General features: G+C 46.2%; 18 protein-coding genes. 7 read left to right on the top strand and 11 right to left on the bottom strand.

The window, feature by feature from the left end:
* Window positions 1-73: 73 nt before the first annotated feature.
* Window positions 74-1,756, bottom strand: a complete 1,683-nt coding sequence (gene rho, locus MYF79_RS04995; RefSeq protein ID WP_247815077.1) for a transcription termination factor Rho — start codon at window positions 1,754-1,756, stop codon at window positions 74-76.
* Between the two features lie 500 nt (window positions 1,757-2,256).
* Between rho and asnS the strand changes: the two genes are divergently transcribed.
* From asnS to MYF79_RS04980, 3 genes are all read left to right on the top strand, one after another.
* Window positions 2,257-3,696: an asparagine--tRNA ligase gene (gene asnS / locus MYF79_RS04990; protein WP_247812833.1), complete on the top strand. Its 1,440-nt coding sequence runs from the start codon at window positions 2,257-2,259 to the stop codon at window positions 3,694-3,696.
* Window positions 3,697-4,316: 620 nt separating this feature from the next.
* Window positions 4,317-4,928, top strand: coding sequence for an ExbD/TolR family protein (locus MYF79_RS04985; protein ID WP_247812832.1), 612 nt, complete (start codon window positions 4,317-4,319; stop codon window positions 4,926-4,928).
* 29 nt (window positions 4,929-4,957) lie between these two features.
* Window positions 4,958-5,914: an isopenicillin N synthase family dioxygenase gene (locus MYF79_RS04980; protein ID WP_247812831.1), complete on the top strand. Its 957-nt coding sequence runs from the start codon at window positions 4,958-4,960 to the stop codon at window positions 5,912-5,914.
* 86 nt (window positions 5,915-6,000) lie between these two features.
* Here MYF79_RS04980 and MYF79_RS04975 read toward each other — a convergent pair whose 3' ends face one another.
* On the bottom strand, window positions 6,001-7,041 hold the full coding sequence (locus tag MYF79_RS04975; protein ID WP_247812830.1) for an alpha/beta hydrolase: 1,041 nt from the start codon (window positions 7,039-7,041) through the stop codon (window positions 6,001-6,003).
* Window positions 7,042-7,295: 254 nt separating this feature from the next.
* On the opposite strand from MYF79_RS04975, the gene chrA reads away from it, so the two are divergent.
* The gene (gene chrA, locus MYF79_RS04970; RefSeq protein WP_247812829.1) at window positions 7,296-8,450 is read left to right on the top strand and encodes a chromate efflux transporter; all 1,155 of its coding nucleotides are present in this window, start codon (window positions 7,296-7,298) and stop codon (window positions 8,448-8,450) included.
* Window positions 8,451-8,454: 4 nt separating this feature from the next.
* Here the strand turns inward: chrA and MYF79_RS04965 are convergent, their stop codons facing one another.
* Genes MYF79_RS04965 through MYF79_RS04955 form a run of 3 tightly spaced genes read right to left on the bottom strand, consistent with a single transcriptional unit; the run spans window position 8,455 to window position 12,254 of the window.
* Window positions 8,455-8,892, bottom strand: a complete 438-nt coding sequence (locus tag MYF79_RS04965; protein ID WP_247812828.1) for a hypothetical protein — start codon at window positions 8,890-8,892, stop codon at window positions 8,455-8,457.
* A gap of 27 nt (window positions 8,893-8,919) precedes the next feature.
* Window positions 8,920-11,460 (bottom strand): DNA ligase D, encoded by a 2,541-nt coding sequence (gene ligD / locus MYF79_RS04960; protein ID WP_247812827.1) that lies wholly within the window; start codon window positions 11,458-11,460, stop codon window positions 8,920-8,922.
* Window positions 11,457-12,254: a Ku protein gene (locus tag MYF79_RS04955; protein WP_247812826.1), complete on the bottom strand. Its 798-nt coding sequence runs from the start codon at window positions 12,252-12,254 to the stop codon at window positions 11,457-11,459. The genes ligD and MYF79_RS04955 overlap by 4 nt, the downstream gene beginning before the upstream one ends.
* Window positions 12,255-12,350: 96 nt before the next feature.
* On the opposite strand from MYF79_RS04955, the gene MYF79_RS04950 reads away from it, so the two are divergent.
* Window positions 12,351-12,698: a hypothetical protein gene (locus tag MYF79_RS04950; RefSeq protein WP_199654613.1), complete on the top strand. Its 348-nt coding sequence runs from the start codon at window positions 12,351-12,353 to the stop codon at window positions 12,696-12,698.
* 54 nt (window positions 12,699-12,752) lie between these two features.
* Here the strand turns inward: MYF79_RS04950 and MYF79_RS04945 are convergent, their stop codons facing one another.
* The 3 genes from MYF79_RS04945 to MYF79_RS04935 form a co-directional block, all read right to left on the bottom strand.
* The gene (locus tag MYF79_RS04945; protein WP_247812825.1) at window positions 12,753-13,835 is read right to left on the bottom strand and encodes a DNA topoisomerase IB; all 1,083 of its coding nucleotides are present in this window, start codon (window positions 13,833-13,835) and stop codon (window positions 12,753-12,755) included.
* A gap of 144 nt (window positions 13,836-13,979) precedes the next feature.
* Window positions 13,980-14,633 carry a ferritin-like domain-containing protein gene (locus MYF79_RS04940; protein ID WP_247812824.1) on the bottom strand — a complete coding sequence of 218 codons (654 nt, stop codon included), beginning with the start codon at window positions 14,631-14,633 and terminating at the stop codon, window positions 13,980-13,982.
* A 26-nt stretch (window positions 14,634-14,659) separates the two neighbouring features.
* A complete protein-coding gene (locus tag MYF79_RS04935; RefSeq protein ID WP_247812823.1) occupies window positions 14,660-15,025 on the bottom strand; it encodes a hypothetical protein in 366 nt (121 codons plus the stop codon).
* Window positions 15,026-15,343: 318 nt separating this feature from the next.
* On the opposite strand from MYF79_RS04935, the gene MYF79_RS04930 reads away from it, so the two are divergent.
* Together MYF79_RS04930 and MYF79_RS04925 are read left to right on the top strand one after the other, a co-directional pair.
* On the top strand, window positions 15,344-16,738 hold the full coding sequence (locus tag MYF79_RS04930) for a sensor histidine kinase (protein WP_247812822.1): 1,395 nt from the start codon (window positions 15,344-15,346) through the stop codon (window positions 16,736-16,738).
* 94 nt (window positions 16,739-16,832) lie between these two features.
* Window positions 16,833-18,266, top strand: coding sequence for a hybrid sensor histidine kinase/response regulator (locus MYF79_RS04925; RefSeq protein ID WP_247812821.1), 1,434 nt, complete (start codon window positions 16,833-16,835; stop codon window positions 18,264-18,266).
* Window positions 18,267-18,334: 68 nt separating this feature from the next.
* On the opposite strand, the gene MYF79_RS04920 is transcribed toward MYF79_RS04925, so the two are convergent.
* The 3 genes from MYF79_RS04920 to MYF79_RS04910 form a co-directional block, all read right to left on the bottom strand.
* A complete protein-coding gene (locus MYF79_RS04920; protein ID WP_247812820.1) occupies window positions 18,335-18,817 on the bottom strand; it encodes a low affinity iron permease family protein in 483 nt (160 codons plus the stop codon).
* A 108-nt stretch (window positions 18,818-18,925) separates the two neighbouring features.
* Window positions 18,926-20,395, bottom strand: coding sequence for a sigma-54-dependent transcriptional regulator (locus MYF79_RS04915; protein WP_247812819.1), 1,470 nt, complete (start codon window positions 20,393-20,395; stop codon window positions 18,926-18,928).
* A gap of 59 nt (window positions 20,396-20,454) precedes the next feature.
* Window positions 20,455-20,886, bottom strand: a complete 432-nt coding sequence (locus tag MYF79_RS04910; RefSeq protein ID WP_247812818.1) for a response regulator transcription factor — start codon at window positions 20,884-20,886, stop codon at window positions 20,455-20,457.
* Between the last annotated feature and the right edge of the window lie 281 nt (window positions 20,887-21,167).

The raw sequence follows: 21,167 nt of genomic DNA, 5'->3' as shown, positions 1-21,167 counted from the left end.
GCTATCCAAACAAAAAGAGGCTGTATCACCACTTGCGATACAGCCTCTTTTCTTTTATCTGTTGAAGGAGATATTATCCATTCATGGAGATCAGGAACTCTTCATTGTTCTTGGTGCCCCTCATGTGTTGCAGCATGAAGTGCATAGATTCTTCTGTGTTCATGTCTGCCAGGTGATTGCGCAGGATGTGGATGCGCTTCAGGATATCTTTTTCCAGCAAGAGGTCATCACGACGGGTGGAGGAAGCAGATACGTCAATAGCAGGGAAGATACGCCTGTTGGCCAGTTTACGGTCCAGTTGCAGTTCCATGTTACCGGTACCTTTGAACTCTTCAAAGATCACCTCATCCATTTTGGAACCTGTATCGATCAATGCGGTAGCAAGTATTGTTAAAGAGCCACCGTTCTCAATTTTACGGGCAGCGCCAAAGAACTGTTTAGGTTTCTGCATAGCGTTTGCTTCCACACCACCGCTCAATACTTTACCGGAAGCAGGAGCAACGGTATTGTGTGCACGGGCCAGACGGGTGATGGAATCCAGCAGGATCACTACATCGTGCCCGCATTCTACCAGGCGTTTTGCTTTTTGCAGCGCAATAGCAGATACTTTTACGTGTTTTTCAGCCGGTTCGTCGAAGGTAGAAGCAATTACTTCCGCTTTCACACTACGTTCCATATCGGTCACCTCTTCCGGACGTTCATCGATCAGTACTACCATGAGGTACACTTCAGGATGGTTTGTTGCGATAGCATTGGCTACTTCTTTCAGCAACATCGTTTTACCGACTTTAGGCTGTGCTACGATCAAACCACGCTGACCTTTACCTATTGGGGTAAACAGGTCCATGATACGGGTTGAGTAGTTATTTGAAGTAGTGGTCAAACGCAATTTCTCGAAAGGGAACAAAGGCGTCAGGTAATCGAACGGTACACGGTCGCGAACTTCTTCAGGAGACTTACCATTGATAGTTTCAACTTTCAGCAGCGCAAAGTATTTCTCACCTTCTTTCGGCGGGCGTACAGAACCTTTCACAGTATCGCCTGTTTTCAGTCCGAACAACTTGATCTGTGAAGGAGAAACATAGATATCGTCTGGTGAACTGAGGTAGTTATAGTCGGAGGAACGCAGGAAACCGTAGCCATCAGGCATCATCTCCAGCACGCCTTCGCTGATAATTATACCATCAAATTCTATATTAAAAGCAGGTTCTTTCTTATTTGACTGGAAGCGCTGTTTCTGCGCCAGTACCGGTTCTTCCGGTATTACGAAATCATCTTCGTCCTCTTCTTCCTCTTCTTCTTCAGCTACTGGTAAAGCTGTAATTACATCTTCCTCTTCTTCTTCTTCAGCATCTTCTGTGAATTGTGGAATGATCACATCGTCATCGTCATCGAAAGTAAGAGAGGGGATGTCAAGGTCTATATCGAAGTTCTTTTTCTTTGGTTTGGTTTCCTGTGTTTTAGGTTCTTCCAATTCAGACTCTTTGGTTTTTACGCCGCTGGCAGCTGGTTTCCTGCCGCGTTTGGGTTTTTCGTCTGCAGCTGTGGCTTCTGCTACATGTGCTTCTTCAGCTTCTTCGTCTTTCTTTGATTTCCGCTTACGTGTTTTCTTTTCTTCTCCATTTGCCGGGTTACCTTCAGAGGCCATTACTGCCTGCTTATCGAGTATTTTGTAGATAAGATCCTGTTTGCTCAGTTTTTTGGCGTTTGGCACATCAAGTTTCTCTGCAATGTCAAGCAGCTCAGGAACGAGCATGTCGTTCAATTGTAAGATGTCGTACATCATCGTGTGTTGTCAAATTTAAAAGTGTTGTGAGGTGGGTACCACTACATACCAACATACACCAATTACAAATAATTGTTTTTTGAGTCCAATAAATTTAATCTGGTTATTAAATCTGATAGGGAATGTTGAGTTTAGGACTGCCGATGAAGATGGAAATTAGAACTTAATCAGGCAGATTATAACGCAAGATTAAAACAAGTTTCGCTATTATCCAAAAAAAATGCACTGCTCTAACCCCTTACAACAGCAGCCAGATAAGCTTCCATGCGGTACTTCCCCTTATAGAACCCCGTCCCATAGCCTATTTATGGTCTTGGCGCAGAATATCTATCAACATTCCTGCCAAACAGCGCTTAACAGGTCGCTATTTATTTTAACATTTTATTTGGTACCCGGGGGCTATTACCCAATTCGTCACTATGCAGTATGCTGTATATCTCTTAAATTTGCACACCAAAATTTATATTAATATGAGCCAAAGAGTGAAAGTCAAGCAGATACTGCAGGACGAAAAAACAGATTATCCTGTTGTGGTAAAAGGTTGGATACGGTCTTTCCGTAACAATCAGTTCATAGCGTTGAATGATGGCTCTACCAATAATAATATCCAGGTAGTACTGGATATGGAATCTGTTACACCTGAATTATTAAAACGTCTGACCACCGGGGCTGCTATCAGCGTGTCCGGACAGGTGATCCCTTCCCTGGGCAAGGGTCAGCGTGTGGAAGTAAAGGCAATAGAACTGGAAATACTGGGCGACTGTGATCCGGAAAAATATCCGCTGCAGCTGAAAAACCGCCCCAGCCTGGAATACCTGCGGGAAATAGCGCATCTCCGTTTCCGTACCAATACTTTCGGCGCCATCTTCCGTCTCCGTCATTCCCTGGCATTTGCAGTACATAAGTTCTTCAACGAAAAGGGCTTCGTATACCTGCATACGCCTATCATCACGGCTTCTGACGCAGAAGGTGCGGGAGAAATGTTCCATGTCACTTCCTTCGATCTTAAAAATCCGCCACTGACAGAAAGCGGCGAAATTGACTATAAAGAAGACTTCTTTGGCCGTGCCACCAACCTGACCGTATCCGGTCAGCTGGAAGGAGAACTCGGTGCCATGGCCTTCGGGGATATTTACACCTTCGGCCCTACCTTCCGTGCAGAGAACTCCAACACCGCCCGTCACCTGGCGGAATTCTGGATGATAGAGCCGGAAATGGCGTTCTATGACCTGGAAGACAACATGAACCTGGCAGAGGCATTCATTAAATATGTGATAGGCTATGCGCTGGAAAACAACAGGGAAGACCTGGAATTCCTGGCTCAACGCCTGGCAGACGAAGAAAAACAGAAGCCACAGCAGGAACGCAGTGACATGGGACTGATCGAAAAGCTGGAATTCGTACTGAACAACGAGTTCGTACGCATTACCTATACCGAGGCCATCGACATCCTGAAGAACAGCAAACCTAACAAAACCAAGAAATTCAACTACCTGATAGAAGACTGGGGCGCTGACCTCCAGAGCGAGCACGAACGTTACCTCGTAGAGAAACACTTCAAGAAACCAGTGATCCTGACGGATTATCCAAAGGCTATCAAAGCCTTCTACATGAAGCAGAATGAAGATGGCAAAACTGTAAGGGCAATGGATATCCTCTTCCCTGGCATCGGTGAGATAGTAGGTGGCTCACAGCGTGAAGAGAACTACGATAAACTCGTTACCCGCATGCAGGAAATGCATCTGCCCGTTGAAGAAATGAGCTGGTACCTCGATACCCGCCGTTTCGGAACTGCGCCACATGCAGGTTTCGGCCTTGGTTTCGAAAGGCTTGTGCTGTTCGTAACCGGCATGGGTAATATCAGGGACGTCATTCCATTCCCAAGAACACCTAAGAGCGCTGAATTCTAAAGGAATTCTGAACTTATTGCGTCATGATATAATACGCCGTCTCGACAGGGACGGCGTTTTTTTTTTTAGGGTATGTGGTTGAGGGAAATATTGGGTGTCATCGTCGGAATATTATATGTTCCCGGCGGCATCGCGTGTTATCCGATCGTATGTTGGAGATATCATGTGTTTGCAGGGGATTATCACATGCCGTCGTGAATATTGCATGTCGGGGAATATTATGTGCTTCCGGGGATTATCGCGTGTCGTTGTGGATATCATGTGCCGGGAATATCATATGTTCCCGGGGATTATCGCGTGCCGTTGTGGATATCACGCGCCGTCGTGAATATCACGTGCCCCCGGGCGCGTTGCACCCGGGGCTACAAACACAGGGACTCCTGACGGAGTCCTATTATGTTTTGTTGGTTATGGAGGATGCCATCACCGAATATCGCATATTGTCAGGATTGTCATGCGTTTCCGGGGGATTATCACATGCCGTGGTGAATATTACGTGCCCCGGGTGCGTTGCACCCGGGGTTACAAACATAGGGAGCCTGACGGAGTCCTATTGTGTTTTGTTGATTGTGTATGCTATTAAAACGATGATATAGTCCCAATGCGACAAAATATCCTTTATGGAAATTCTCCTCCTCCGCATCTATATCTATGAAAGCGCTTTCAGTCATATATTCTTATACCCGCAAAACCTATTCACAATGGCTGAAATAAATACCGGCAGCTCTGATCGCGGCCACAAAAGAGGAACCCGTTCCAGGAAATTAAGTACCCGTGTAGATATGACACCTATGGTAGACCTGGGCTTCCTGCTCATTACGTTTTTCATGCTCACCACTGTGTTGACACAACCTCAGACAATGGACCTGAAGATGCCTGCAGACGATAAGGAACACCCACAGGCGCTGCCTGAAAGTAAATCTCTCACCATCCTCCTGGGAGCTAACAACAGTGTCAGTTACTACGAAGGTATAGGTAATGATCCGCTGCATCCTCCGGTGGTGAAGCGTTCATCCTTTGCCAACAACAGGGGTATACGTGACGTCATTATAGATAAACGTGAGCGCGTCAACAAACAACATGGGGAAGATGGCCTGATGGTCCTGATCAAAGCAGATAAATCTGCCAATTATAAAAACGTGGTGGACATCATGGATGAGATGCTGATCAATCATGTGGAAAGATATGCCATGGTAGACATCACCCCTGAAGACGCAGCTTACTTAAAATGAGTTAACTTAGTAAGGTAAAACTCATTACTATGGCACTAACTCAATCCATTCCAGTTGTGGACCTCGCCGCCTTTACTTCGGGCGACGCTGCCAGTAAAGCCGCTTTTGTGGAGCAGCTTGGTAAAGCTTACGAAGAAGTAGGTTTTGTGGCGGTAAAAAATCACGGTATTTCCGACGACCTTATCGCAAAACTGTACAAATACGTACAACTGTTCTTCACATTACCGGCAGATATCAAGCGTTCCTATGAGATCCCGGAACTGGCCGGCCAGCGCGGATATACATCTTTCGGTAAAGAACATGCGAAAGGATATGATGCCCCTGATCTGAAAGAATTCTTCCAGTTCGGACAAACTGTTGAAGATGAAGATCCGATCAGCAACGAGTATCCGCCAAATGTAGCCGTAAAAGAGATTCCGGCTTTTTCACCGACCTTTTACGATGCGTACCGTGCCTTCGAAAAATCCGGTAAAGCACTGCTACAGGCGATCGCGCTCTACCTGGGACTGGATGAGCATTATTTTGACGAGTATATACACAATGGCAACTCCATACTGAGGGCCATTCACTACCCTCCTATCACGCAGGAACCTGCTTCTGCTATCCGTGCGGAGCAACATGAGGATATTAACCTTATCACCCTGCTGGTGGGCGCTTCTGCTGACGGTTTGCAGATACTGGATAAACAGGACAACTGGGTACCTGTCACGTCATTGCCCGAGCAGATCGTTGTGAATGTAGGCGATATGCTGCAAAGACTGACCAACAATCGCCTGAAATCGACCACACACCGTGTAGTGAACCCACCGCGCGACATGTGGCATACGAGCCGCTTCTCTATTCCATTCTTCCTGCATCCTAAATCAGAGATGCCGCTGAACGCACTGGAAAGCTGTGTAACGGAAGATAATCCGCTGGCATACGAACCGATCACGGCCGGTGAATACCTGGATGAAAGACTGAGAGAGATAGGCCTGAAGAAATAATAGGCGCTCAAAAATAGCAACAGGGCTGAAAAGACAGATCATCTGCTTTTTTCAGCCCTGTTTATACTCATATACATCCTATCTTTTTAATTCACGCTTTCCTGCACTCCCGGCTGTTTTTTAGCCAGGGTCTTTTCTTCTTCCAGTACGGCATTATTACCACTGAACAATTGCGTAAAATAATCCTTCATTTCCTGCGTCATACGATATTCATTTTGCGGGAAGTTCAGGAAGTAACTATGCTGCCCGCCTACCTGCTCACGAAAATTGACATAACTCGCATTCATAGCCCGGGGGCGTTTTACCTTCTCTCCCAGCTGTGGCGCCAGGGTAAGCAGGTGAGCCCCCTTCAGCTGCCAGTCGGACCTGTTGTAGTTGATATAGATCTTATTCGCAAAGCGGATACGCTCTACCCACTCCTTGTGCCCTTTTGAGGGCACGCACGCGGCATTCAGCACCACATTGTCGATAAAAGGCTCTTTGTTCAACTGATCATAAGGCTGGTGTTTCATCATTTCCATGAAAATGATGTTTCCCATGCTGTGACAGAATGTAGAGACTTTTATGTGTTCCACCCAATCTTGCCTGTCCCGGCGGGCCTGCTGGATGAGCTGCAGCAGCCGGAAATATTGCGGGGCCGACAGGCGGGCATTGGTACGGGCAAACCTGAAGTTCCTGGAAGGCTTATAAGTGGTATTAATGCTGGCATAGTCAAACATCACCACATTCACGTTGTACTGTGAACGCATTAATAAAGCCCGTTCCACATTAGACGTGAAGATCTTTCCCATCCCTTCCGCATATACGACTATATCCCGCTTTTCGGGCATCAGCTGCATAGCGTCTGCCAGGGTTCGTACCTGGAACACATTCCATTTGTCAGCCTGCTTTTGCAGTACAAAGTATTTTAGCCCTGCCGTATCTACAAATTCATCCACAAAGCGTAAACTATCCTTGTAGAAGTGCCTGTTAGTCACAAATACGAGACAGGTGTCTGTCAAGGCTGGCTTTATACAATCGGTCTGCAGGCAAAAGTTGCCCCAATAAGCATCACTGTTGTAGTAAGACAATTGTGCATGTGCGCCGAATGAAATTGTTATGCATAGGAGAATGAGGAATCTTCTCATAAACTATTGTGTTATTAAACCATTCAATACCAACTCCTTAAAGGCTATCATACTAGGGTGGGAATATTGATTGACCTGAAAGTATTGTTTATTTACAACAAGGATTATGCCTGTACGCTTTCGGCTTAACAGAAGAAAATCAATGGTTTGTCGTTTTCCTGTTTGATATTGTCAGGAATTTATTGAAATTCGGGCAGCCGTTTAATTGTCATAAAGTGTTTCTTCGTCACATTCCTTTCTTACGGGCTGTTTTTATGCACAGCATCACCGCGTATGGGGGACCCCAGGGTCACCTGGCCATGATGTTGAAAACATTCGTACACCAGAGAAGGGATATTACCGAGCAGGAGCTGATGGAATATAACGCTTTCTGCCAGCTTTTACCCGGCGCGTCTTCCTCACAGACGCTGACACTCATTGGCTACAAGCGGGGCGGTGTAACACTGGCCGTGGCCACACTCCTTATCTGGATAGCTCCCGCCTGCCTCTTAATGGGATCGCTCAGCTTCCTGTTGCAATATTTTGATCAAAAAGCCCTGAACACCGATATATTTAAGTACGTACAGCCAATGGCCGTTGGTTTTCTGATATATGGCAGTTTGCGGGCATTTAAGATCAGCATTCGCAGCCTGGCTACTGCCATCATTATGGCGGTGTCCCTGCTGACGGCTTACTTTTTCAAGTCTCCGTGGACCTTTCCCCTATTGATCATCCTGGGAGGGATCGTATCGAATTTCAGCAATAAGCGTATTCCCGACATTCAAGATAAGCCTAAAAAGATACAATGGACGAACATCTGGCTGTTTGCCCTGCTGTTCATCCTGGCGGGTTTCTTTTCCGAGCTGGCGCGTACGCACGACTGGATCACACGCCGCCCCTTCAACCTGTTTGAGAACTTTTACCGTTTCGGCAGCTTGGTGTTTGGCGGAGGAGATATCCTGATAGCGATGATGCTGGAACAATATGTATCGCGTTCCAATACACGCTTTATGAATGCGGAAGAGCTACTGACGGGAGCGGGTATCATGCGGGCTTTACCTGGTCCTACTTTTTCTATTACCGCATATGTGGGTGGCATGGTAATGCGCAACCTGGGGCCGGGTTATCAGTTGCTGGGATGTATGCTGGCGCCTGTTGCCATTTTTCTACCCAGCCTGCTGCTGGTGCTTTTCTTTTTCCCCATCTGGCACAACCTGAAGAAATACGTGGTCATCTACCGGGCACTGGAAGGTATTAATGCCACTGTAGTAGGGATCATGTGGGCGGCCACGATCATCCTGTTCCTGGCCATCCCACTTACCTGGTATAACGTTACCATTACCATCGCAACGCTCGTAATACTCTGCACATCACGTATACCATCCCCTTTTATTGTACTTGCCTGCCTGCTCTTAGGCTGGCTGATGTAACGTCTTATTTGGGCCTGGTCGTTGTCTGGTTCCTTTTGAAGACCATTGCAGCCAGGACAGCTGCCAGCAAGCCGACAATACCATTCGTGAAAAATACATTACCGAACAGGTAGATCCAGAAATTATCTTCCGTCTGCGATCCGGAAATGAAGTGCAGCGCTATTGTAAACAGGGTAACGATAAGCACCGCCCAGAGCGTTGTCCTGAATCCCATAGCAAATAATGCCATAGCAGATGTTCTTTCATGATGCTGGCTATTGTAATGAATAACGGAGAATAATACTCCCAGGAACATCAGCAGATTCCCAAAATATCCTGTCCATAAGGCGCCTGCCATGTTCGTGAAATAAAAGATAACAGTGAATACAATGGATACAACTGCTATAATGATTCCATAAACAGGGCCCAGGTTAACATGGTGACGATGATTTGCTGTTTGCATAACGGTTCCGTTTTAAAGGTGAGAAAATCATTGTGCGGCAGCCTCAATCTGCTGGATCACTTTACGCAGATCATTCTTTGTTTTGTCTATGTCTTTCCATAAGTCGCCCACGTCCCTGATCCTGTCTGCCATGTTCCCGATATGAAAATCAGCAATGGCAAGATCATCGGTCAGCTCATCCCATTTCAACGGTGCGGAAACGGTAGCTCCCGGCTTCGGACGTACGGAATATGGAGAGGCGATGGTCTGCCCGCGGCTGTTCTGCATATAGTCTATATACACTTTTTTATTCCGTTTCGATTTATTGCGGATCACGCTCGTGATGTCTGGCAACTCCTGCTGTACCTGCTTTGCTACATATTCGGCAAACAGGCGGCAGGTGTCATAATTGTATTTAGCCCCTGTCGGCACATAAACATGCAGGCCTGAGGCGCCTGATGTTTTACAAAATGCAGTCAGCCCCAATTGATCCAGCAGGGCCTTAATAGCCTGTGCCGTTTCCACCACATGTTTAAAAGCGATATTTTCAGGATCGAGGTCTAATACCAGGTAATCCGGGTTGTCGAGATTTTTTATCCGCGACAACCAGGGATTGATCTCTATACATCCCAGGTTGACCATATACGCCAGTGTAGCAGCATTGTTGCATACCAGGTAATCCACGTCCCGTGAGGCAGATGCCGCATGCAACTGTACCGTCTTCAGCCAGTCGGGAGCCGCTGCCGTATCAATATCCTTTTGATAGAAGCCGGGATCATTAATACCATTGGGGAAACGATGCAGGCTTAATGGCCGGTCTTTCAGGAAAGGCAGTACATAATCGGCCATCTCAATATAATAGTCCAGCAGCGTACCTTTCGTAATCTTTTCATCCGGCCAGAATATTTTCTGCTGGTTGGTCAATGTAACCTTTTTGCTATTCAGCGTTACTACACGTTCCTTTTCATGTGTACGTGCGGGAGGGGGAGCAGCCTGCGCTGCGGCTTTCTTCGTGGCCATCCTGGTAGATTTTGCAGTTTCCTTATGCACCTCTGTTGCCGGTTTATCCTTTCTTAGTCCCAGGAATATTGGCTGACGCAGGTGCCTGTCGCTCGTCCAGGACGAGAATTTCACCTGGCATACCAGTTCCGGTTTTATCCAGGTAACAGGCGTGTTCGTCTTTACCTTTTCCCTGAACGGGGAAGTCTTTTGCCGGTAAGGCTGCATCTTATCATACAGCTCATTGATCAGTGCACCATTTAGTCCGCCACCACAATTACCGACATATTTCAGTTCGTTGTTATCATCATAAACGCCGAGCACCAGTGATCCTATTTTCTTTCTGCTACCCTGCGGATCTGTATATCCACAGATGATAGCTTCCTGTTCATCCACGATCTTAATCTTCAGCCATGACAAAGACCTGCGGCCTTCGGCATAGAGGCTTTCAGCCTCTTTGGCAATGATACCTTCCCAGCCTTTCTGTTGTGCCGTTTTGTACAATTTTTCACTATCGTCCAGCACATGCTCTGAGTAGATCACCGTTTTGCTGCCGAGCTGTTTAACCACATCCTTCAACAGCTCTTTACGCTGAATAAGCGGCAAGGCCTTCAGGTCCTGCCCATCCAGCTGCAGCATGTCAAAAACCACGTACACCAGGTTGCCGGAAGCGTCGTTCTTATAGTTCTGTAATGACTGGAAGTCGGAAGTACCGTCTTTCTTCAGGATCACCACTTCACCATCCAGTACAACATCGTGCGACAGGTCTTCCAGCGCACTTACTATTTTGGAATAGTCTTTATTAAAAGACAAATGATTCCTTGAATACAGTTCCACTTTCCCTTTACGCACGTCAGCAATAGCCCGGTAACCATCCCACTTGGTTTCAAACAGCCAGCCTTCCCGGCTGAAGGGTTTATCCACCAATGTGGCCATCATGGGCGTAAACTGCTCTTTCTTAGTGGGCGCTGCCTTTACTTTTGCCGGTGATACTTTTTTTTTAGTGGACTTCATCTTTTCTTTTTCCTTCAGGCCTCTGTCCTTAATACGCTGCGGCGTATAGTTCTCACTGTCGTACGCTTCCTTTACAGCGTAGTCGTCTTTATGTTTCAGCAACAACCAGGCATTATCGTCTGAGTTCTTCATTTTGACGAGGGCAAATTCTCCCTTCACTTTCTTTCCCTTCAGGCGTATTTTCAGATTGCCTTCCCTGATCTCTTTATTAGCTTCTTTATCGAAATCTTTTCCATCTTCATGCAGCAGTTCGTAATTCCCTTTATCCCATACATAGACGAAGCCTGCGCCGTAATTTCCCTCGGGGATGACGCCTTCAAAGTCTTTATAATCGTATGGGTGGTCTTCCACCTGCATGGCCAGTCTTTTATCGGACGGGTTCATGGAGGGGCCTTTAGGTACTGCCCAGCTTTTCAGCACGCCATCTACTTCCAGGCGAAAATCGTAGTGCAGGCGGGAAGCATGGTGCCGCTGGATGACGAAGATGTGCTGTTTGCCCGCACTCTTTTTCTTCGCGCCTTTAGGCTCGGAAGTGACATTGAAATTGCGTTTCTCATCGTAGGTTCTCAGGCTCATGATGCACGTTTTTTATTACTGCTGCCGTTGCGGCCGTTACCGCCAAGACTGGCCTTCAGCTGGTCGAACAGGTCAGAACTTTTCGTATGTACGATCTTCATCTTCTTTACAGTACGACGCTTACCGCTGGCCTTGGCTTTAATGATCTTCAACAGTTCTTCATGATAAGTATCTTTAAACTGGCTGATGTCAAATTCAGTAGTATAACTGTCTACCAGTTGCACGGCCATATCCAGTTCTCGTTTGCTGATCTTGCTATCGGAAGGAAGAGATAATTCTTCGGGCGAACGTATTTCCTGTTCAAACCTCAATTGTTGCAACATCAGGTAATTATCACGCGGTCGGATAATGACGAGATGTTCACTCGTTCTGAGTACAAAACGCCCCAGTCCGGCCTTACCTGTTTTCTGCAAAGTTTTTAACAAGAGTTCATATGCTTTCACGCCCGCTTTGTCCGGTTCTATATAGTAAGGCGTCTCAAAATAAATGTCATCTATCTCCGCCTGATCCACAAAAGATTCAATCGTGATGATCTTGCTTTTTTCTGGCGCGGCCTCCTGAAAATCTTCGTCTTCCAGGATAACATATTCATCGTTGTACAGGTATCCTTTCACGATCTGTTCCCAGGGCACTTCCTTTCCCGTGTCTTCATTCACACGTTTAAACTTAATATGGGCGTGATCTTTTTTATCCAGCATGTCCAGGTCCAGTCTGCTGTCCTGTACTGCGCTGTACAATTTGATGGGTATATTCACCAACCCAAAACCGATTGTTCCTGACCAAACAGCTCTCATAAAAAATTAATTTAAGGGTGATGTTGAATGAAAACCAAACTACATGCCATGGCACGCGATTTGGTTTTTTATACGCTATAACTAAAACCTTTGTTTATGGAAAAGCCAGGCGAAATGACCACCCTCAGCCGGGTGATGCAAAAACTACATGAAAAAGGCCTTGATCATGAATTAAAGATGAGTGACCATGGCAGAATGCAGAATGTCGAAAAACAAAAAATATACAATCCGGAAGAACTAAAGATCATTAAAACTTACCGTTTTGAAGGGGAATCTGATCCGGCCGACATGTCAGTGCTGTACCTGATAGAAGACCAGGAAGGCGAGATAGGCTATGTACTGGATGCTTACGGTGCTTATAGTACCCATGAGGAATCCGGATTTGACGAATTTCTTCAGAAGATACCAGTGGAAGACAGGGAAGATCAGCTGATCTTCGCATGACATAACTTATTAAAAGAAGCAGGGATCAGAATTAAGCAACAGGGTGATATCGGCTTAATTCCTGATCCCTGCCTTCATTTTAACAGTTTTCTTCTGTTGTGATTTCATGAATTTCAGGAGTATTTTTTCATCGTTATGCAAGCCTCCGCTGGAGGCATTGTTCCTTCCGGCCCGCAATTCTTCCAGGTAGGGCTCAAGTTCACATTGTTCATAGGCTTCCAGTATCTTCGGATGAATATAGTATTTTTTGCAGACAGCCCTTGTATTGCCCAGTTTCCCGGCCACACTGTCGATAATCTGCACCAGGTTCTGTTTACATTCTGTTGCAGAGCCGAAAGGAGTAAGATCAGCGAGCAAATTAAGGGCATGCACGGTACCGGACCATGTCCTGAAATCTTTACAGGTATAGTCCTCCCCCGTCCATAGTTTCAGGTATTCGTTAATATCCCCCGAATCCAGGCTCTTATGCTCCTCCCCTTCATAATATTGAAATAATTCCTGCCCCGGAATATCCCTGACCTTCTGTAATAATTTGGCCAATTGGGCGTGTTTTAGCGTTATTTTATGCAGGACGCCCTTCTTCCCCTTGAACTTAAAAAAGGCCGTATTTCCGTCTATTTTGACGTGTTGCACATGCAATGTCGTAAGTCCGTATGACCCATATAATTTTTCATAGGAAGCATTGCCGACGCGGATCAGGGTTTCCTGCATAACGCTGAGCGCGATAGCTGTAACCTTCTCTTTATCAAGGTTTTTCTTACGGAGCGCAACTGCAATATGCCTGCGTAGTTGCGGTAGTTTCTCCCCAAAATGTAGCAGGCGGTCGTATTTGGTTTCGTTACGCACCCGCGCCCAGGTGGAATGGTAGCGGTACTGCCTTCTTCCCAGGGCATCGGTGCCTGTAGCCTGTAAATGGCCATTGGCATAGGGGCATATCCATACGTTTTCCCATGCAGGCGGCAGTACAAGGCCCCGGATCCTTGCCAGCACCTCTTCATCCGTAATTATATCTCCATGCTGATCGCGGTACTGAAAGCCGTCTTTCACTCTTTCCCGGCTATATCCTTTAGTACCAGACTTCACATATCGTAGTTTTACCGCTTTTGCGGTAGCCATCGCTTCAGCAATCAGGTCCATCGTCAATCCGTTTTTCTGTCTGTTCACAATATCTTTCCCTTCCCCGTGGTTTGGTTTATTTTGCCAAACGCCAACGGATGTAAGAAAGGCCTCTTACATGTTGCAATGCAGAGGCCTTCCGGGTTCCCATCTAAATGTTCTTTCCTATTCAGCAGCAGCTTCTTCATTTACTGAAGATTCTGCCAGTTGGGTAAGTAATACGTCTGTTTCCTTTTCTTCATTCAGTGTTTGTTCCAGCAACTGTACTGCTTCTTCATGGCCCATTCTGTTTGCCAGTGTACGGAGACTACCGTAAGTGGCGATCTCATAGTGCTCGATCTTCTGAGCGCATACGATCAGGCCTGCGTCTCTTACAGCGCTATCTTCTTCTGTGTCATCTATAACTTCCTGTCCTTCCTCTATTAATCCTTCCATAGCCGGGCATTTTTTAGCCTTTGCAGTCTGACCAATTGATTCAAATACCCTTTCCAGGCGGGCTACATGTTCTCTTGTTTGCTCCTGGTGAGTAGTGATGGCATCTGCCAGTTCTTCTGAAGTAGCAGCCTTTTGCATTTTACCCAGGGCTTTCACCAACGCTTTTTCCGCCCAGTATATGTCTTTTAACTGATCTACAAACAGTTGATGAAACTTGGAGTTAGGCATATCTTCATTCTGGCTTTTGCTTCCCCTGGAACGGGAAGAGTTGCTTGTTTTAGCGGCAGTACGGGAGGTGGACATGGATTTACTACCTGCAGCGCTTCTACCTGATGTTCTGGACTGGCTGCCTGTCCGTGATTTGGATTGGGTTCTTGTTGCCATATTATTTGGAGTTTAATAGTGATTATTTATTCTTCCGGAATGACCCTTGAATCTTCTTCGTCGTAACTATTGAAGCTTTCCATGATCGTTTTGTCGGGGAAGAGATCGGGCGACCTTTCCTGTACATCTTCCCTGTCCTGTTCCGCTATGAGCTCCGCTCTTTCTTCTATCGTTTCTTCCTGTCTCTTTTTCTTAGCTTTCGGATTAGGAGGGGAACGTTTGATATCGTGATCAGGAACCTCGTTCGGCACGGGAGGCGGAGGCCCCGGCGGTGACGGAGGAGGTGTTATTTCCGGACCTGTTGGTCTTGGCGGTTCCTCTTTCGGAGGGGGCTGCTTTTCGGGCACCCCACCTGGAGAAGGATTACCGGCCGACATATGATAATATTGCATAGTCTGATTTTTTTCGTGAATGATTACTTTACAATGTGCAGTAGTAGCCGGAACGTTTTTTCAACAATGTGCTGTTTCATGTAAAAGACAAAGTTCATTCCATGAGCTGCCGGCATACCTGTAAGATACATATCAGACATAGCTCTATTATGTCGAAACGCCTTACTGTAAAGCGTTTCACACACTCAACACTTACTGTAATGAGTATATGAAGCGATTTAGCAGCCACGGCAGGAATGCGTGTAGAATATGCATTTCACTGTGTGGAAATTGTTGGATAGTTGTAAATTCGAAGACTTACTACAATCAGCGGGAAAAATGCACATACCTGTACAAAAGAAGATAAGATTAGGATTCTTCATTGCTTTTACTGTTATCATAGTTGCCTCTATTTGTTCGTTCCTGGTAACAAAGAACCTGCTGGACAATGCCCGGTGGCTAAATCACACCATTGAGATCTCCAAAAGCCTGGAGGTGATCACGAAACAGCTAAAGGACGCGGAATCGGCTATCCGGGGGTACAATATTACCCGGGATACTGCCTTTTTGCGCCCTACCATGCAGCAACGCAGTGTCAAGATAGAAGAGGAATATATGATGCTCCGCAGGATAACTGCGGATAACCGGCAGCAGCAATTGCACCTGGACACTCTGAAAAAACTGCTGGACACAAAATACCAGCAGCTGATAACCGGAGAGGCAAAACTGACCTCTCTCCAGAAAGACGCCTCGGCCGTACTGGAAGGGGAAAAATCTATGGACAAGATAGACCGCAAGGTCCAGGACATGTTAAACATAGAAAACACCAAATTGCGCCAGAAATCGAGGCTACAGAGCTTCTTTTCGGCCATCTGGATACCGGTGATCTTTATTTCCTCGCTCATGGCGATCCTCATTGGCATTTATTCATACGTCACCCTTACGCGGGAATTCCGGCTGCAACTGCATATTGAATCGAGGCTCAAGTCTTATCAGCACGACCTGCAGCAGAACATCAAGTTGCTGAACAAATCCAACGAGGAACTGGAACAGTTTGCCTATGTGGCTTCTCATGACCTGCAGGAGCCCTTGCGGAAGATATCCACCTTCAGCGACCGCCTGCAGACCAAATATGGCGACCAGCTGCCTCCCGACGCCACTGATCTGATACACCGTATGGTGGGCGCCGTAGGGAGGATGCGGGTACTGATCAATGACCTGCTGCTTTTTTCGAGAGCAGGCCGTATCACCCCTGAGAATATTGTGAAAGTGGATATGACCCAGCTCTTGCAGGAGGTGGTCGGCGACCTGGAAGTAAGCCTGCAGGAAAAGAGGGCGGTGGTCAATATTTCATCCCTTCCAACTATTGATGGAACGCCTACCTCGTTTCACCAGTTGTTTCAGAACATTATTGCCAATGCCATCAAATTTGCCCATCCTGAGAGGCAGCTGGTGATCAATATCCGGTCGGAGCAGGAAAATAACACCTGCAGGATCTATGTAGAAGATAACGGGATAGGTTTTGACCCGGTATATGCCGAGCGCATCTTTTTATTATTTCAAAGGCTACACGGTATGAGCGAATATTCCGGCACTGGTATAGGGTTGGCCATTTGCAAGAAAATAGTGGATAGCCATCACGGACATATCAGCGCGCTGGGAACACCCGGCCAGGGCGCTACATTTATTGTCACATTGCCGCTTACCCAAACCCTCTACAATGAAGAAAAATAGAGCGCCGGAAAAATTAGCATTCTTATTGCTGAGTTGAATTTACCCGCACATTGGGGAATATTGGTTCAAACATGAAACTGCCAAATGCTTAAGAATGACAGATCAACCAGTACACATATTGATGATAGACGATGACGAGGATGACTTCTTTCTCGTTAGCCAGTTATTGCAGGACATTTCCCCTGGCCAGTACCAGTTGGACTGGGCGCCTACTTATTCCAAAGCTGTAGAGGAAATAGACAGGAAGGTACATGACATTTACCTGGCCGACTACCGGCTGGGACCTTATACAGGTATCGACATCCTTCACCACTTCCAGCAACTGGATTACAAAGCACCGGTGATCATGCTTACCGGTAAGGGCGATTACACGATAGATAAGGAAGCGATGCAGGCCGGGGCCTCTGACTACCTGGTAAAAGGCGAGATCAGTGCCGACCTGCTGGAACGCTCCATCCGTTATGCGCTGGACGAAGCACGCCATCTTCGCATCATAGAGGAAAATGAGAAGAAGTATTTCGGCGTGTTCGAAAAGGCACATGACCTCATTATTCTGGCAGACTGCGATAAGAATGTGATTGACGCCAATCCTTCTGCTATCAGGACCTTACAATACAGTAAGGAAGAGATGTTACAACTGAACCTCAAGCAACTCTTCTTCCAGGAAGACCAGTGTAAACATTTCTTCGATCACATCTGCGGGGAAGAATCCAGCCTGCGCACGGAATACAACTTCGTGACCAAGCATGGAAAAAAACTCGATGTGATGGTCAGCGCAGTAATGCTGGATGAGCAGGAACAGATATTCCTGTGCGTAGTACAGGATATTACGGAAAGGAAACGGGAAGAGCTGGAGAAACAGCAACAGCAGAAATTTGTGGTGACCGGCCGCATTGCGCGTGTGATAGCGCACGAAGTGCGCAATCCGCTAACCAATATTCTGCTGGCAGTCAGCCAGTTCAAGGGAGAGCCTGTCAGCGTGGAAGACAGCCAGATATATGTCGATATTATTGAACGGAACTGTACCCGCATCAATCAGCTGATCACAGAGCTGCTGCACTCCACGAGAATGATAGAACTGAACATCCGCCCTCACGGCATCAATGAGCTGACAGACAAAGCCCTTGCGCTGGCCCAGGACCGGCTGCAGCTCAATGAGATCAATGTAAAGAAAGATTATATCAAACAGGATGTAATGATCCCTGCGGATGAAGATAAGGTAGTCATAGCCCTGTTGAATATCATTATCAATGCAGTGGAGGCGATGACGCCGGGTAAAGGATTGCTAACCTTACAAACAACCAAACAGCGGGACAAAGCCGTGATCACCATCATCGATAATGGCCCGGGTATTCCCGAAGAGACCAGGACACGGCTTTTTGATCCATTCTTCACCAATAAACCGAAAGGAACAGGCTTAGGATTAACAAGTACACAGAATATCATCATGAACCACAAAGGTACTGTGCACGTGGAAAGTGAGATCGGGGAAGGAAGTGTGTTTACGATCGTATTGCCGCTGAACTAAGCGCATTATTAATCATCAGGAAATGGATGCTGTATACCATGCCATAGCATTCATTTCCTGATTTTATATTATCTGGCTTCCAGCTTTTCATCTGTATTTTCAATGGCTTCTTCCACAGAGTGGGATTCCTTCATGGCCAGTCGTTTCTTCGTTTCTTCAGCCAGTCTTGTATAGTAGTTATGCAGTGTATCAAGTTCCTCTTCTGTGAGATCTTCCACTACAATGAGGCGGTTACTGGCCTGCTTATTAGCCGCGATCAATTCATTCAGCTTCAGCTGTACAGATTTTGAATCTTTATTCTGTGATTTCTGGATAATGAATACCATCAGGAAAGTGATGATAGTTGTACCCGTATTGATCACCAGCTGCCAGGTATCCGAATAGCCGAACACAGGGCCTGTAGCGCCCCACACGATGATCGCTGCCAGGGCGATAAAGAAGGCCCATTGCGATCCGGTAGCCTGGGCCACTTTGGAGGAAAAGCGCTCAAAGAAACCGGCGGTTTTCTTTTCTCCGTTATCTGTTTGTTGTTGATTATTTTGCGGATCCATAAATGCAAGGTTTTATAGTGTCTAAAAGTGCAAATAGTATACCGCATAGAAAAGGCCCGCTGGATAACGGGCCTGTGTTGAGTATAAACAAACATTATATTGATATCGCTAGTAATTAATATTGAGTAACCTTAGTTTGTTGTATAAGGTTTTACGGTCTATGTTCAGTAGCTGTGCTGCTTTCGTCTTATTATATTTCACTTCTTTGAGCACATTAATGATCTTATTGTACTCTGCCTGTAGCGCTACTGTTTTTAAGTCATTTTCATTTGTGATGGAGATCAGTTCACCCGACATATTCACCTGGTGATCTTCCTCATATGGTTGCTGTGCAAACGACTCTTTCATTTCCAGCGGCAATGTTGACAAGGTAATGTCTTCATGTTCCGGAGTGAGCAGGCAGGCACGGCGTATCACGTTCTTCAGTTCACGGATATTGCCTGGCCAGTTGTACCTGCTGAAGCATTCCCATACTTCGTTCGTGATCTTACCACAATTCTTTTGCAATTCTCTTTCCACCTGGCGCATGAATGCATCTACAAACAGCGGAAGGTCTTCGACCCTTTCACGTAATGGCGGAATATAGATTGTGAACTCATTGAACCTGTGGAACAGGTCTTCACGGAAGCGGCCCTTCGCTACAGATTCAGAAAGTTTTTCATTGGATGCTACGATGATGCGTACATCTATCGGTATTTCTTTCAGGCTGCCTACTCTGCGGATCACCTTTTCCTGGATGACACGCAATAAAGCTACCTGGATATCATAAGAGAGATTTGCTACTTCGTCCAGGAACAGGGTACCGCCATGGGCCTGTTCGAAGGCGCCTATCTTAGTATTGATAGCGCCTGTAAAAGATCCTTTCTCATGACCGAACAGTTCACTTGCAGCCAGTTCTTTGGAAAGGCTGCCGCAGTCCAGCGCTACGAAAGGCTGGTTTTGCCGTTTACTATGATGGTGAATGAGGTGTGCTACAGACTCTTTACCTGTACCGGTTTCCCCGAAAATGATCACACTGTAGTCAGTGGGCGCCACCAGTTTGATCTGGCGGAACAATTCCTTTGCGCCATTACTTTCACCGTATACGTATTTATGGTTTTTGTCCAGCATCTCACCGTCCGGGTCACTATCCCGGGAATCCTGTACAGACCCGTTGCCTGTGGAGGCTCCGTTTACTGTACGTATTGGCATAGATTCTTCGCGTTCGCGCTCAGCGTCCATGTGTGCAAATGCTTTGTGTACCAGGTTCAATATTTCGTCCGGATAAAGCGGTTTGGAAAGGTAATCGTAAGCCCCGTTCTTCACCATATCCACTGCAACTCTGACATCGGTATACCCGGTAATGATGATTACGATAGTACGTGGGTTGATCTGAAGAATGTCCTGCAGCAACTGCGCACCATCTGTGTCTTTCAGCCGGTAGTCGCACAACACCAGGTCGAAAGTTTTTTCCTTCATCATCTTCAAAGCAGTTGCACCGCTCATGGTAGTATCCACCTTGAAGCCATGTTTACCTAAAAACTTGCTTAATAACGTACAAATATTGATCTCATCGTCAATTATCAGAATATTTCTCATAATATTTATATGTGGTGTTTGACAACTGCTAAATTAAATTTACAAATTTATCACCGATCTTATTTTCGTCTTAACATATCGCTCATTAGCTCATCCAGGTTCGTCACATTAAATGGTTTTGCCATAAAATAACTGGCTCCGGCATTCAATGCTTTTTGCTTTTCCATGCCGTTGTCATATGCACTAATCGTTATCACCGGCAGGGCGGGGCATTTCTTTTTGATTGCTGGCAATGCCTCGAGGCCGGAGCCATCTGGCAAGTGTATGTCCAGGAAAAGCAAATCCGGTTGTTGCTGTTGTAAATATTGCATCCCTTCTGTCAGTGCGTGAACATATTTTACTTTATATCCATGTTTAACCAGACTTAATTGCAATAGTCGACAAATATCAGGTTCATCGTCAATGATCAAAATAAACGACCCTTTTTCCCCCTCGGTTGTCAATATTTTGTCAGACGGACGGTCCACGTCCGTTTTTATATGCTGTGCCATGCGTTCACTTGTACCATTAAATTGATTATCAAATGCTTGAAGATGTATTCGTACAAAAACCGGTTCTATATCAATATTAGATCCTCCCTAATTCGTCCAAAATACCCAGATACTATGCTGTCAAATATCAATCCATGACCAACCACATGATTTCCATAGGTGTTATATCCCACCCGATCACAAAATTGTGGAATAATTTCCACACTATTTGTAGACACTCCCCTAAATGCGATAAGATCTGTCATCGTTGCCCCGGCTATAGTCAGATGGTATGGTAATTG

The organism is Chitinophaga filiformis (assembly GCF_023100805.1).
Classification (GTDB): Bacteria; Bacteroidota; Bacteroidia; order Chitinophagales; family Chitinophagaceae; genus Chitinophaga; species Chitinophaga filiformis_B.
The sequence above is the reverse complement of the archived record's forward strand: the minus strand, read 5'-3'. Positions and strand labels throughout refer to the sequence as shown.

Excerpts from the sequence above, each read along its gene's own strand:
- rho (WP_247815077.1), bottom strand. The coding sequence starts at position 1,756 with ATGCTCGTTCCTGAGCTGCTTGACATTGCAGAGAAACTTGATGTGCCA.
- asnS (WP_247812833.1), top strand. The coding sequence starts at position 2,257 with ATGAGCCAAAGAGTGAAAGTCAAGCAGATACTGCAGGACGAAAAAACA.
- MYF79_RS04985 (WP_247812832.1), top strand. The coding sequence starts at position 4,317 with ATGGAAATTCTCCTCCTCCGCATCTATATCTATGAAAGCGCTTTCAGT.
- MYF79_RS04980 (WP_247812831.1), top strand. The coding sequence starts at position 4,958 with ATGGCACTAACTCAATCCATTCCAGTTGTGGACCTCGCCGCCTTTACT.
- MYF79_RS04975 (WP_247812830.1), bottom strand. The coding sequence starts at position 7,041 with ATGAGAAGATTCCTCATTCTCCTATGCATAACAATTTCATTCGGCGCA.
- chrA (WP_247812829.1), top strand. The coding sequence starts at position 7,296 with ATGCACAGCATCACCGCGTATGGGGGACCCCAGGGTCACCTGGCCATG.
- MYF79_RS04965 (WP_247812828.1), bottom strand. The coding sequence starts at position 8,892 with ATGCAAACAGCAAATCATCGTCACCATGTTAACCTGGGCCCTGTTTAT.
- ligD (WP_247812827.1), bottom strand. The coding sequence starts at position 11,460 with ATGAGCCTGAGAACCTACGATGAGAAACGCAATTTCAATGTCACTTCC.
- MYF79_RS04955 (WP_247812826.1), bottom strand. The coding sequence starts at position 12,254 with ATGAGAGCTGTTTGGTCAGGAACAATCGGTTTTGGGTTGGTGAATATA.
- MYF79_RS04950 (WP_199654613.1), top strand. The coding sequence starts at position 12,351 with ATGGAAAAGCCAGGCGAAATGACCACCCTCAGCCGGGTGATGCAAAAA.
- MYF79_RS04945 (WP_247812825.1), bottom strand. The coding sequence starts at position 13,835 with ATGGACCTGATTGCTGAAGCGATGGCTACCGCAAAAGCGGTAAAACTA.
- MYF79_RS04940 (WP_247812824.1), bottom strand. The coding sequence starts at position 14,633 with ATGGCAACAAGAACCCAATCCAAATCACGGACAGGCAGCCAGTCCAGA.
- MYF79_RS04935 (WP_247812823.1), bottom strand. The coding sequence starts at position 15,025 with ATGCAATATTATCATATGTCGGCCGGTAATCCTTCTCCAGGTGGGGTG.
- MYF79_RS04930 (WP_247812822.1), top strand. The coding sequence starts at position 15,344 with ATGCACATACCTGTACAAAAGAAGATAAGATTAGGATTCTTCATTGCT.
- MYF79_RS04925 (WP_247812821.1), top strand. The coding sequence starts at position 16,833 with ATGACAGATCAACCAGTACACATATTGATGATAGACGATGACGAGGAT.
- MYF79_RS04920 (WP_247812820.1), bottom strand. The coding sequence starts at position 18,817 with ATGGATCCGCAAAATAATCAACAACAAACAGATAACGGAGAAAAGAAA.
- MYF79_RS04915 (WP_247812819.1), bottom strand. The coding sequence starts at position 20,395 with ATGAGAAATATTCTGATAATTGACGATGAGATCAATATTTGTACGTTA.
- MYF79_RS04910 (WP_247812818.1), bottom strand. The coding sequence starts at position 20,886 with ATGGCACAGCATATAAAAACGGACGTGGACCGTCCGTCTGACAAAATA.